The sequence below is a fragment of the Avibacterium sp. 21-595 genome, from assembly GCF_023611905.1.
GTDB lineage: Bacteria > Pseudomonadota > Gammaproteobacteria > Enterobacterales > Pasteurellaceae > Avibacterium.
Genome location: NZ_CP091455.1, coordinates 468,163 through 480,440 on the forward strand (window position 1 = coordinate 468,163; position 12,278 = coordinate 480,440).

The 12,278-nt window shown below is 40.1% G+C and carries 15 protein-coding genes; 2 read left to right on the forward strand and 13 right to left on the reverse strand.

Annotated elements, in window-relative coordinates; all coding sequences use genetic code 11:
* Positions 1–55 precede the first annotated feature (55 nt).
* Positions 56–451: an SMU1112c/YaeR family gloxylase I-like metalloprotein gene (gene gloA2, locus L4F92_RS02195; protein ID WP_250351538.1), complete on the forward strand. Its 396-nt coding sequence runs from the start codon at positions 56–58 to the stop codon at positions 449–451.
* Positions 452–467: 16 nt separating this feature from the next.
* Positions 468–1,043, forward strand: a complete 576-nt coding sequence (locus tag L4F92_RS02200) for a hypothetical protein (protein WP_250351539.1) — start codon at positions 468–470, stop codon at positions 1,041–1,043.
* Positions 1,044–1,164: 121 nt separating this feature from the next.
* On the opposite strand, the gene hda is transcribed toward L4F92_RS02200, so the two are convergent.
* The 13 genes from hda to rhuM all read right to left on the reverse strand — a co-directional run bounded on the left by hda (position 1,165) and on the right by rhuM (position 12,181).
* A complete protein-coding gene (gene hda / locus L4F92_RS02205; protein WP_268738960.1) occupies positions 1,165–1,854 on the reverse strand; it encodes a DnaA regulatory inactivator Hda in 690 nt (229 codons plus the stop codon).
* A 106-nt stretch (positions 1,855–1,960) separates the two neighbouring features.
* Positions 1,961–3,214, reverse strand: coding sequence for a nucleobase:cation symporter-2 family protein (locus tag L4F92_RS02210; RefSeq protein ID WP_250364041.1), 1,254 nt, complete (start codon positions 3,212–3,214; stop codon positions 1,961–1,963).
* A gap of 98 nt (positions 3,215–3,312) precedes the next feature.
* Entirely contained in the window at positions 3,313–3,939 is a 627-nt protein-coding gene (gene upp, locus L4F92_RS02215) for a uracil phosphoribosyltransferase (RefSeq protein ID WP_250351541.1), read from the reverse strand.
* A gap of 150 nt (positions 3,940–4,089) precedes the next feature.
* A complete protein-coding gene (locus L4F92_RS02220; protein ID WP_250364042.1) occupies positions 4,090–4,593 on the reverse strand; it encodes a chorismate--pyruvate lyase family protein in 504 nt (167 codons plus the stop codon).
* A gap of 9 nt (positions 4,594–4,602) precedes the next feature.
* Positions 4,603–5,229 (reverse strand): bifunctional phosphoribosyl-AMP cyclohydrolase/phosphoribosyl-ATP diphosphatase HisIE, encoded by a 627-nt coding sequence (hisIE, locus tag L4F92_RS02225; RefSeq protein WP_250364043.1) that lies wholly within the window; start codon positions 5,227–5,229, stop codon positions 4,603–4,605.
* A gap of 1 nt (position 5,230) precedes the next feature.
* Complete coding sequence (gene hisF / locus L4F92_RS02230; RefSeq protein WP_250364044.1) at positions 5,231–6,010, reverse strand: imidazole glycerol phosphate synthase subunit HisF; 780 nt, start codon at positions 6,008–6,010, stop codon at positions 5,231–5,233.
* Complete coding sequence (hisA, locus tag L4F92_RS02235) at positions 5,992–6,741, reverse strand: 1-(5-phosphoribosyl)-5-[(5-phosphoribosylamino)methylideneamino]imidazole-4-carboxamide isomerase (protein WP_250364045.1); 750 nt, start codon at positions 6,739–6,741, stop codon at positions 5,992–5,994. The genes hisF and hisA overlap by 19 nt, the downstream gene beginning before the upstream one ends.
* Positions 6,742–6,764: 23 nt before the next feature.
* Complete coding sequence (locus L4F92_RS02240; protein ID WP_250364046.1) at positions 6,765–7,259, reverse strand: protein disulfide oxidoreductase; 495 nt, start codon at positions 7,257–7,259, stop codon at positions 6,765–6,767.
* Positions 7,259–7,852, reverse strand: a complete 594-nt coding sequence (gene hisH, locus L4F92_RS02245; protein ID WP_250364047.1) for an imidazole glycerol phosphate synthase subunit HisH — start codon at positions 7,850–7,852, stop codon at positions 7,259–7,261. Before hisH ends, L4F92_RS02240 begins: the two co-directional genes overlap by 1 nt.
* Before the next feature lie 15 nt (positions 7,853–7,867).
* Positions 7,868–8,881, reverse strand: coding sequence for a PDDEXK nuclease domain-containing protein (locus tag L4F92_RS02250; protein ID WP_250364048.1), 1,014 nt, complete (start codon positions 8,879–8,881; stop codon positions 7,868–7,870).
* Positions 8,882–8,913: 32 nt separating this feature from the next.
* Entirely contained in the window at positions 8,914–10,008 is a 1,095-nt protein-coding gene (hisB, locus tag L4F92_RS02255) for a bifunctional histidinol-phosphatase/imidazoleglycerol-phosphate dehydratase HisB (RefSeq protein WP_250364049.1), read from the reverse strand.
* 92 nt (positions 10,009–10,100) lie between these two features.
* Positions 10,101–11,153 carry a histidinol-phosphate transaminase gene (gene hisC / locus L4F92_RS02260; RefSeq protein ID WP_250364050.1) on the reverse strand — a complete coding sequence of 351 codons (1,053 nt, stop codon included), beginning with the start codon at positions 11,151–11,153 and terminating at the stop codon, positions 10,101–10,103.
* A 41-nt stretch (positions 11,154–11,194) separates the two neighbouring features.
* Entirely contained in the window at positions 11,195–12,181 is a 987-nt protein-coding gene (rhuM, locus tag L4F92_RS02265; protein ID WP_250364051.1) for a virulence protein RhuM/Fic/DOC family protein, read from the reverse strand.
* Between the last annotated feature and the right edge of the window lie 97 nt (positions 12,182–12,278).

The following is a 12,278-nucleotide window of genomic DNA, read 5'->3' on the forward strand; positions in this document are numbered from 1 at the left end:
TTCCACATTTTACTGAAAAAATGATATAGTGGAGCGATTATTGCGTGGAGGATAAATGAATTCATTATTTTTAGGTTTTCATCATATTGCGATTATTGCGTCAGATTACGCAAAATCTAAACATTTTTACACGCAAATTTTGCAGGCAAAGGTGATTCAAGAAACCTATCGAGCAGAGCGAGACAGCTATAAACTGGATCTTGCTTTGCCCGATGGTAGTCAAATTGAGCTGTTTTCCTTTCCCAACCCGCCAGCCAGAGTGACAAAACCAGAAGCTTGCGGTTTACGCCATTTGGCATTTAAAGTAAAGCATATTCATCAAGTTGTGGCATATTTAGCCCAACATTGCATTTTTTGTGAACCTATCAGAGTCGATGAATTAACGGGTAAGCAGTTTACCTTTTTTCAAGATCCAGATGGGTTACCTTTGGAACTATACGAAATTGAGTAAAATATTTGGTAACAAAATGAAAAAGTTAAATATAGCAACGGCTATCTTCCTTAGCTTTTCTAGCCATTTCATTATGGCAGTTGAAGAAACGGCAGAGCCTTCTGGTTATGTGGAAGTTTTTCGTTTTTCTGAAAGTGAGCCAGAAAATCAAACCTATGTGAGCAAGGAAGAATCGAAGCTTCTTAATCCTAAGAAAATGAGCGATGCAGAAAAACTCGCCAAAAGTATTGAGTTTGAAGTGTATGAGGTGAGTGAAAATCGTGTTGCGCACACGGTATTCAAATCTGGTGCGGGGATTTGTCGAGGGTTTAGATCACATTATGGCGTTGATATGACCGATTCTCGTACTTATTATATTGACCAAGCTAATAATGAATATTATGCAAGCATTGCAGGTGCCACCATTTATTCTAAAAATGCGCCAGAAAATGTGCAATATGCGCCTGTATTTAACATTCAAGATGAAAAAATTGCACAGCAGGTGCAAGATGAAGAAAATAAATACGGTAAACAAGTTGCAACACAAAATATTGCAAAAAATTCAGAAATGCTGAAAAAAACAATTTGTAAACAAGATTATTATCGTCGTTGAAAATGAAAATACGAGAAAGCGACCGCGGTGTTACTCGTCGTACATAAGGAAGCGGCAACGCTGTATGATTTTTATTTGGAATGACGATAACATACTGAGAGGGAAGGGGAATACCTTCCCTTTATAGTTTTAAAATCTCTTTCACGAAAGGAATCGTCAGTTTACGCTGTGCTTGTAAAGAGGCTTTATCTAAGTCTGCCAATGCTTGGAACAGCGTGTGCATATCACGATTAAGGCGTTTTAGCAGAAAATTAGCGGTTTCATCGGGCAGTTCTATGCCACGAGAATGTGCTTTTTGTTGTAATACCTTGATTTTCTGTTCATCATCTAAAGATACAAGCTGATAACTTTCCCCCCAAGATAAACGTGATCTCAAATCAGGCAATTTCGCTGGTAGCGCATTTGGTGATTGATTGGCACTGATGAGTAAAATACCTTGCCCTTGTTCTCGCATACGATTAATCAGATCAAAAATTGCGAGCTCCCATTCATCATTACCAATCACCGCTTGAATATCATCTAAGCAGACTAAATCTTGCTGCTCCAAATTTTCCAGCACTTCAGGGGAGAAATATTGTGATTTGCTTAATGGCACATAAATAGAAGGGCGTTGCTGCACTAAAAATTCATTAGAACAGGCTTTTAGTAAATGGGTTTTGCCGCTACTTTTTGTTCCCCAGATATAGAAAAATTGCTGTTTTAATTCAGTAAAATTTTTATGCAAGGAATCGAGCAACAATAAATTATTGTCGGCATAAAAATTATCTAGAGTTTCTTCATCAATTTGATGAATGGGAAGCGGTAACTGCAAATCTAATAACCAATGTGTTCGTAAACTAAAGTGCGGTAAGAATATACAAAAAAAATAGGGATAAATAAAGCCTACCCCTATTTTCTACGTTGAATTTGGTGATATTTTATTCTTGAATTTCTACCTGATCTTTCGCTTTTGGCAAAATCAGGTTAAGAATGATCGCCACAACCGCACATAAACTAATGCCTTTTAATGAAATTTCGCCGAAGTTCACGAACATTCCACCAATACCAAAAGTCATCACCACAGAAATAATGCACAGATTGCGTGCTTCGGTAACATCGACTTTGCCACGGATCAAGGTACTCATTCCGACCACTGCAATAGAGCCAAATACCAGCATCATAATGCCTCCCATTACAATGGTTGGAATGGTGGAAAGAAATGCCCCCACTTTTCCACAGAAAGAAATGGCAATTGCCCATACGGCAGCCCACGTCATAATCGTTGGATTGAAGTTGCGTGTTAGCATCACAGCCCCTGTTACTTCCGCATAGGTGGTATTTGGTGGGCCACCCAATAATGATGCCGCAGTGGTCGCGACACCATCACCGAGTAATGTGCGGTGTAATCCCGGTTTTTTCAGAAAATCTTTACTCGTTACGGAGCTAATCGCCATAATTCCGCCAACGTGTTCTACCGCAGGAGCAATCGCAATTGGAAGTAAGTATAAAATGGCTTCTAGCTTAAATTCTGGCGTGGTGATATGCGGTAAACTAAACCAAGGGGCATCAAGGACAGGCTGGAAATTAATTAAGCCTAAGAATAAGCATAAAATATAACCGACCGTAATACCAAACATAATTGGAATCAGTTTCATTATTCCTTTAGCAAAAACCGCCACTGCCAGTGTCGTTAAGAGTGTTGCCATAGAAACTAAAACTGCATCATTATATTGATATGCTGAGTTTTTCCCAAGTGCCATATCTACCGCAACAGGTGCAAGTCCCATACCGATAATAATAATAACAGGGCCTACCACGACAGGCGGAAAGATCTTTTGTAAGGCTTCCGCACCTTTTAGTTTTACCAGTGTGCTTAACGCAAAATAGACTAAGCCAGTGCAAGCTAGCCCGCCCATTGTTACGGCAATCCCCCAAGTCGCAACGCCATATTGGATTGGCGCAATAAAAGCAAAAGAAGAAGCAAGAAAAATGGGGACTTGTTTACCCGTGCATAATTGGAAAAGTAATGTTCCCACCCCCGCGGTTAATAATGCGGTATTGGCATCTAAGCCTGTAATAAGGGGAACAAGTACTAGTGCGCCAAAAGCAACAAATAACATTTGCAAGCCTACAAAGGCTTGTTTGGCTTTGTTTTCCACCTCAATAGGTGCATTTGGATTGGTTTTTATCATTTTAAGTTTCAACTCTCTGTCTGAATTAACTTTAAAAAAACGTTTTATTTACATAAAACACGCGGAAAAAAACGGCATAAATGCCGTTTTTAAAAAGATTATTTTGTACCAAAAATTTTATCACCGGCATCACCTAAGCCCGGGATAATATAGCCTTGTTCATTTAATTTTTGATCGATAGAAGCGGTATATAATTCTACATCTGGATGGGCTTTTTCTAATGCAGCAATCCCTTCAGGTGCGGCTACTAACACTAATACTTTAATTTGGTTACAGCCTTTTTCTTTTAATAAATCAATTGTGGCAATCATCGATCCCCCTGTTGCTAGCATAGGATCAACGACAATGGCTAAACGTTCTTCTAAATCGCTTGCTAATTTTTGGAAATAAGGAACTGGCTCAAGGGTTTCCTCATTACGATACATACCAACTACGCTAATTCTCGCACTTGGAATATGCTCTAACACTCCGTCCATCATTCCTAAACCAGCACGTAAAATCGGCACAACCGTTACTTTTTTGCCTTTAATTCGATCTACTTCTACGGGGCCACACCAACCATCAATAATCACTTTTTCAGTTTCTAAATCAGCGGTTGCTTCATAGGTTAATAAACTCCCTACTTCAGTAGCGAGTTCACGGAAGTGTTTGGTACTAACATCAGCCGCACGCATTAAACCTAATTTGTGTTTCACTAATGGATGTTTAACTTCAACAATTTTCATTTTTAACCCCTTATTCGACCCGTAAAAATAAAATCGACAAATTCTAAATCAAAGTGATCAAAATGAACAGCAAAATTATGCAAAATCAATGAAAAAAGTGCGGTGTTTTTTCATTCATTTTTTTGATGTCGCACTCATATAAAGAAAGAGCTAGACTGGGAAAGAGAAATTATCAAGAAATAACTCTTTGATTTGTAAAACATATCCTTTGAGGTCAAAATCTGAATAACGTGCATATAAGCCAGTTTCAGGATCTTGTCGCCAATAAAGAGAGGTGCGTTGTATGGGTTGTTTGAATAACCACAAGCCAATGGGTGCATTATCTAGTTGCAATACATATTGTGCGACGTTATCAACGGTATCTTTAGGCAGGCGTGTTTGTGCAAAAATCCAAGGGATGCCATCGCCTTTTAGCAATACTTCGCGTAGCCAGACATCATTAAGTGCGGTGCTTTTTTCGGAAGTTTTTGTCGAGGAATTTGTTTGCCAGCCCTGATGAATAACCTCCACGGAAAGTTGCTGGCAGGCTTGTTGCAATTTCTGCGTTAGCGAACCTTGATGCTGTATCCATTGCGCTATTTCAGGTGTGGCAAAATGCCCTGATGTTTGCCAATCAGGGCGAGAGAGTAATTGACGATAGTGTGCAAAATTCATTTTTTAGACTTATTTTTGATGCCGTTCTTTCAGCTTCGCAATCACATCTGCCCAGCTTAAATTCGCGTCTTGCAGTAACACGGTTAAGTGATAGGCTAAATCTGCTGCCTCGCAAATGGTTTCCTCACGATCTTTTACTGTCGCTGCCAGTGCGGTTTCCACCCCTTCTTCCCCCACTTTTTGTGCGATGCGTTTTGTGCCGCGTGAATACAAGTGGGCGGTGTAAGAGCTTTCAGGATCAGCCCCTTTGCGGCTCGCAATTAAACGTTCTAATTTACTAAAAAAGATCCAATCTGGCTCATCTTGTTTTTCAAATTGATGAAAACAACTTTCCGCCCCAGTATGGCACGTTTCGCCAATGGGATTAGCAAGGATTAATAGGGTGTCATTATCACAATCCAAACTCATATCCACCACATTAAGGAAATGCCCTGAAGTTTCTCCTTTTGTCCAAAGACGTTGCTTGGTGCGAGAATAAAAGGTAACCCGTTTTTCTGAAAGGGTTTTTTCTAGTGCTTCAGGGTTCATATAGCCTAGCATTAACACTTCGCAAGTCGTCGCATTTTGCACGATAACCGGAAGTAAGCCGTCCACTTTTTGCCAGTTGATTTTGGCTTTTAATACTTGATTTGTCATTTTATTCCTCACCTCTCACTTCAACTTTTTCATTGCGTAAATAACGTTTTAATTCACTAATATCAATAATCCGCTTATGAAACACGCTTGCTGCCAATGCACCGTCCACATTCGCTTCAATAAAGGCATCGCGGAAATGCACCATTTCGCCAGCACCGCCAGAGGCAATCAGTGGCACGTTGCATACTTCACGCACTTTTTTAAGTTGAACTAAATCATAGCCATTACGTACACCGTCTTGGTTCATCATATTTAGCACAATTTCCCCCGCTCCGCGTTGTTGTACTTCTTTGACCCAATCTAATAACTGCCAATTTGTTTGGCGTGTACGTTTTTCATCGCCGGTATATTGATTAACCCAGTATTTTCCGGTTTCTTGCTCAAACCAACTATCAATACCAACCACAATGGCTTGAACACCAAAGCGCTCCGCTAACCGTGTAATTAATGTAGGATCAGCAAGTGCGGGGGAATTTATTGAGATTTTATCCGCACCAAAAGTAAAAATCTGCTCCGCATCTGCGATGGTTTTAATTCCTCCTGCGACACAAAATGGAATATTGATTTCTTTCGCTACCCGCTCCACCCAGCTTTTATCCACCGTGCGCCCGTCTGATGAGGCCGTGATGTCGTAAAACACCAGTTCGTCCGCCCCCTCTTCTGCATAGCGTTTTGCCAAAGGAACAATATCCCCAATAATTTCGTGATTGCGAAATTGCACACCTTTTACCACCTGCCCATCACGCACGTCTAAACAAGGAATTATCCGTTTTGCCAACATTGAATCGCCTCCGCTAGGTTAAATTTTCCTTCTAATAATGCACGCCCGACAATCACGCCTGCGACGCCTGTGCCTTTTAATGCGGCAATATCTGCCAGTGAGCCAATACCGCCAGAAGATTGAAATTCAATCTGTGGGAAAGCGGCGCAAATTTCTTGGTATAAGGCAACATTGGAGCCTTGTAATGTGCCATCACGGGAAATATCCGTACAAAGGACGTGTTGTAAGCCCACTTGATGAAACGCCTCAATGACTTGTTCTAAAGTAAGTGGACTGGTTTCTTGCCAGCCGTGAATGGCAATGCGTTTTTTACCCTCTACAATATGAATATCTAAGGCAAGAACAAATTTTTCTGCACCATAGTGAGTGAACCATTGTTTCACCATTTCAGGTTGTTTTACTGCCGTTGAACCAATCACCACGCGATTAGCACCGACGGAGAGTAAATCTGCCACATCTTGCTCCGTGCGGATACCGCCTCCCACTTGAATATTGGCTTGGGTTGCCGCAATGATTTCACCAATAAGCTTGGTTTGACGTTTGCTTGGATCTTTCGCTCCCGTTAAATCTACCAAATGCAACTGCTTCGCACCTTGCGATAAATAATGCTGAAATTGAGCAATGGGGTTATCGCTATATTGTGTTTGCTGCGCGTAATCCCCTTGATATAAACGCACTACTTTGCCGTCAATGAGATCAAGTGCGGGGATAATTTGTGATGTTTTTTTCATTGTTATTTTCTCTTTTGGATTTATTAACTAAGCCATAAACGTAATTTTAAGCCCCAAGGACTACTTAATCCTGTGGTGGTATGCACAATTTTGCCATTTTTAATAATGATAATACTTGGTGTTACCTGAATTTGCCATTGGGAGGAAAGTGTCCCCTGTGGATCATTTACGGTCAAAAAATTATATTGGTGTTGCTGTAGATAGTCTTGTATCGCCTGATCATTGCCTGATTTTAACGCCACGCTCACCACTTGCACGCCATCGTGGGCAAGGCTTGCGATGCTTGGTGAAGTCAGTGAACAAATACTGCACCAACTTCCCCAAAAGTAAAGTAGCACGGGCTTTTCCTTGCTGAGCTTGGCTAACTGAATGCGTTCCCCCGCCAACGTTATCAATGGTTGTTGCAACGCATTTTCAGGGGCATTGGGGCGCCGCCAATAATCCATTGCGAGAGAGATAACGCCAAACAATAAGACAAAAATGAGCAGATTTTTCACCGCACTTTGGATTTTGTTCATTACAGATTTTCCATAAAATTGCGCAATAACTGTTCGCCTACGTTGCCTGAGCGCTCAGGGTGAAATTGCACGCCATAGAAATTTTTTCTCGCAATCGCTGCAGAAAATGGCACGCCATAATCGCAGGTAGCAATCGTATTTTCATTTGGCAAAACGGCATAGCTATGCACAAAATAAAAATAGCTGTCTTGCGGAATGTTTTTAAATAATGGGTGATTATCCTGATAATTTACCTTATTCCAGCCCATATGGGGTAATGGTAACCCTTTATTTGGCAAACATTGCGTGTTACCGCGAATAAGTTTCAGCGTTTCCACATCACCTTCCGTAGAATAATCTGTCATTAGCTGCATTCCCAAACAGATGCCTAAAACTGGCTGAGTGAGCTGAGTTAAAACGTGGGTTAATTGACGGCCTTGCATACTTTGCATTGCTGCTAATGCCGTTCCCACTCCCGGTAAAATAAGCTTTTCAGCACGCTGAATTTGGGCAAGATCATCGGTAATATCCGCTTGATAGCCTAATCGCTCAAACGCAAATTTCACCGAAGAAAGATTAGCACAGCCTGTATTGATGATAGTAACGGTTTGCATTTTTTTCTGAGTATCCTAGTTTTCTTGTTGTTTTTGTTCAAAATTTTCAATTTCTTTGCGTATTTCTGTCAGCAATAATTCTTCTGATGGTAGATAAAGTTGGTATTGACTAGCAAAAATTTGCTGTTGATTTTCAGGTAAGGAAAATTTCACTACGCTATCATTTTTATCTGCACATAATAAAATCCCAATGGTTGGATTTTCTCGTGGTAGCTTTTCAACACGATCAAAATAATTGACATACATTTGTAACTGTCCTAAATCCTGATGGGTTAATTTATGGGTTTTGATTTCGATAATCACAAAACATTGCAGTAAGCGATTATATAAAACGAGATCCACGAAAAAATCATCACCCTCAAGATGTAAACGTTTCTGCCGTGCAACGAAAGAAAAACCATTACCTAATTCAAGCAAAAATTCCTGTAAATGGGTAATAATCGCTTGTTCAAGATCTTTTTCATAATAGGCACTTTCACGTTGCAGCCCGAGAAACTCTAACACCATAGGATCTTTAATAATCTGTTTAGGATCATTAGGGATAAGCTGATTATTTGTCACTGCAAGCACGGTTTCTTTGTCATTACTTAACAGTAAACGTTCATATAAACTGCTATTAATTTGACGTTCTAACTGACGAGAACTCCAATTATTCTTGATACTTTCGGCAATGTAAAATTCGCGTTTATCAGGATCATTAATTGAAATTAAGCTTTTATACTGGGTCCAGTTTAATTGCGTCCGCAGTGCGGTCGCAATTGGAAAAGTTCGATAAAATTGACGGTAACGTTCTAGCTGACGAGCAGAAAACCCCGTACCAAACTCAGGTTGCAATTGTTTTGCAAGAGATTTGATCAAATAACTCCCATAATCCGCCCGGGCTTGCCCCTGCTGTTCTTCCTCGAAAATACGTTTACCAATGTGCCAATACATCAGCACACGTTGAAAATCTACCGCTCTTACTGCATTTTCACGAGATTGCGTGATGATTTGTTTAATATCAGTAATGATGGTTGTGTTACTTAGCATAGTCATTTCCCTTCAGACTTTACCTATAAGAATTAGAGTACTCCCTTACTACTCGGCAATTCATTCCCTTCAATTTTAATCGCTTGTCTTAATGTTCGTCCAAACACTTTAAACAAACTTTCAATTTTATGGTGATCATTATCGCCTTCAGCGTTTAAATGCAAGGTTGCTAACAGGGTAAATGCAATAGATTGGAAGAAATGTTCCGTCATTTCAGTACTGAAATCACCAACTTTTTCGCGTTTAAATTGTGCATTAAATTTAATAAATGGGCGACCGGAAAGATCCATTGCGCATTCAGCTCGACATTCATCCATTGGCAATACGAAGCCAAAACGGGCGATGCCACGTTTATCACCAATGGCTTGTTTCAGTGCTGTGCCTAAGGCAAGGGCGGTATCCTCAACCGTGTGATGCTCATCAATCCAAAGGTCACCTTTGCAATAAACATTCATTCTAAAACCGCCGTGCGTGGCAATTTGATCGAGCATATGGTCAAAAAAACCCACGCCTGTTTTGATGTCATTATGTCCTGTTTCGTCTAGCCATACTTGAACTTTAATCTCTGTTTCTTTCGTTTTTCGTTCTACTTCGGCATAGCGTGGCTGATGGTTTCCTATGTTAGTAACAGGTTCGCCTAATAATTTTTCACTGATTAGATCCCAGTTTAATTTTTCAGGATGATATTGTAAGGCTCGAATGCCTAAATTTTCCGCCAATTGCACATCGGTTGCACGGTCGCCAATGACAAAACTGGTGGCGGGGTCAAATAATTCACGGTCGATATATTTTTGCAATAATTTGGTTTTTGGCTTACGGCAATCACAGTTATCTTCAGGCTTGTGCGGACAAATCAGCACATCGTCAAATTCAATACCTTGCGAGTTAAACAACGTCATCATTGCATTATGAGGGGCATCAAAATCAGCCTGTGGAAAAGAGGCAGTACCTAAACCATCTTGGTTACTGACCATAACAAAGCGATATTTGTTTTTTAATTTGAGTAAGGCAGGGATAACGTTTTTTTCAAATTTTAATTTTTCTAGGCTATCAATTTGAAAGTCTGTTTTCGGTTCATCAATTAAGGTTCCGTCTCGATCAATAAATAAAATAGATTGTTGTGTCATTGGAATTTCCTTATAAAGTAACGTCGTGTGTTTAATATTATCATCAGAAAATAAGATAAACGCGTATTTTTTCTTATTACGGGTTTAAATGGCTAAAGTGCCTTTAACGCATTGATTACACGTTGATTTTCTACCGCACTTCCCACCGTCATTCTCACGCAATTTTGCAATCCTAGCGCAGTGTGTTGGTTACGTAGAATGATGCCTTGCTCCCATAATTGCTGAAAGACGTTTTGCCCCTCTTTAAATTTAATTAACAGATAATTTGCCTCACTCTCAAAAATCTGTTCCACCAAAGGCAAATCGCCTAATTGCTTAACCAGCCATTGGCGTTGCGTGATGACTTCATCCACATTTGCTCGCATTGTCGCGACTCCTTCCTTGCTTAAGGCTTGTACGGCAATATCTGATACCGGAACAGGAATTGGGTAAGGCGCGATCACTTTTTGTAAGACATCAATCAGCGCCGTATTCGCTAAGGTGAAACCACAACGTAATCCCGCAAGTGCAAAGGCTTTTGATAAGGTTCGGATAATCGCAAGGTGAGGATAATGGGCGAGTTCATTAGCCATTGTCGCTTCTGGGCAGAATTCAATATAAGCTTCATCAACGATGACAATAGCTTTGCCTTGAGTCATTTGTAATAAGGTAAGTAAATCTTCCCGTTTCAACAAACCGCCTGTCGGATTATTTGGGCTACATACAAAAATAACTTTAACGCCATCAAGTTGTTGTTCAATTTCGGCAAGATTAAGTTGAAAATCAGCCGTTAGAGGAACGGTTTTCGTTGCAATACCACAGGTTTGTGCACTCACCGCATACATTCCATAGGTCGGTGGGCAATATAACACGCTATCTTGCTCTTCACAAAACGCTCGAATGATTAATTCAATCCCTTCATCCCCTCCTCGGCTTACTATCACATTTTCTTTTTTTACCCCCGCGTAATCAGCATACGCTTGAACCAATGCTTGTGGTTGCGCTTCGGGGTAGCGATTAAAATTCTGCTGAGTCAAATTCAGTTGAGGAGATGAGTGAAATTCATTGGCATTTAACCAAATATCCCCTTTCCCACCTAAACGGCGCGCCGATTGATAAGGCGTGAGGGCTTGAATATTTTTGCGTGATAAGGTTGTGATTGTCATTGTTGTTCTCTCTAAAAATTTTCGTTTTTTTGACCGCACTTTTATTTGATCAAAATAAAATGTTCGATCAGTTTTATCATTAATTCTTTTTGTTCTGGCAAACTTTCCGCCACCAAAAGTGCAAGTGCGACTAACGTGTTATCATTAATCAGTCGCTCTACAGGTTTAGCGAGTAAATGTTGATTTAATCGTAAATACCAAAGAAATAGAAATGCGCCTGTACGCTTGTTTCCATCAGTAAGTGGGTGATTTTTAATGATGAAATATAACAAGTGAGCAGCCCGACTAGCAACATTGGGATAAAACAGTTCCTCACCAAAACCTTGTTCAATAGTATGAATCGCAGAAGCTAAACCATCATTACGCGGATTTGCAAAAAGTGGCGTGGCTTCACCTTTTTCGATGAGTGTTTGCTTTAAATGAGCGATAGCTACTGTAACATCTTCCATTAATAATGGGCGCATTTCATTTTGTTTCTGTTGTTTAGAATCAAGGCGTTGTTCGTCATAAGCCTGTAACAAGCTCCAACTGCGTGAATATTCTTGTACAACATTAAGCACTGCTTTTCCTTCCTCATTGACTAAGGCTTGATTACTTAATGTACGATCCAATAAGGCAATCACTTGGCTAAATTCCACGCCTTTTTCTGTTAAACGCTTTTGATTCAGCGTATAACCTTGAACAAGGTATTCTTTTAAGCGTTGTGTTGCCCAACGGCGGAATGACACACCTTCTGGCGATTTTACTCGGTATCCCACAGAAATCACGGTATCTAAATCATAAAAGGTGACTGGACGGTCTGCAAAAGCAATTTGCATTTTTTGCAAATTGCTTTTTTCTGAGATTTCGCCATCTGTTATTGCATTACGAATATGCCTTGAAATAACAGAAACATCACGCCCAAATAGCGAGACCATTTGGGCTTGAGAAAGCCAAACCGTGTCATTTTCAAATTTCACTTCAATTTGAGTTTCGCCGTTTGCTAATTGATAAATTTCAATTTGGTTATTACCTCGTTGATCTTGCATTTTTCTAGCCTCTCATTTTAATGTATAAAAACACAGTAATCCTTAATGGAAAGCACAGAATGTGCAAGCGGTTTCCCTCAATTTTACGATCTTCATC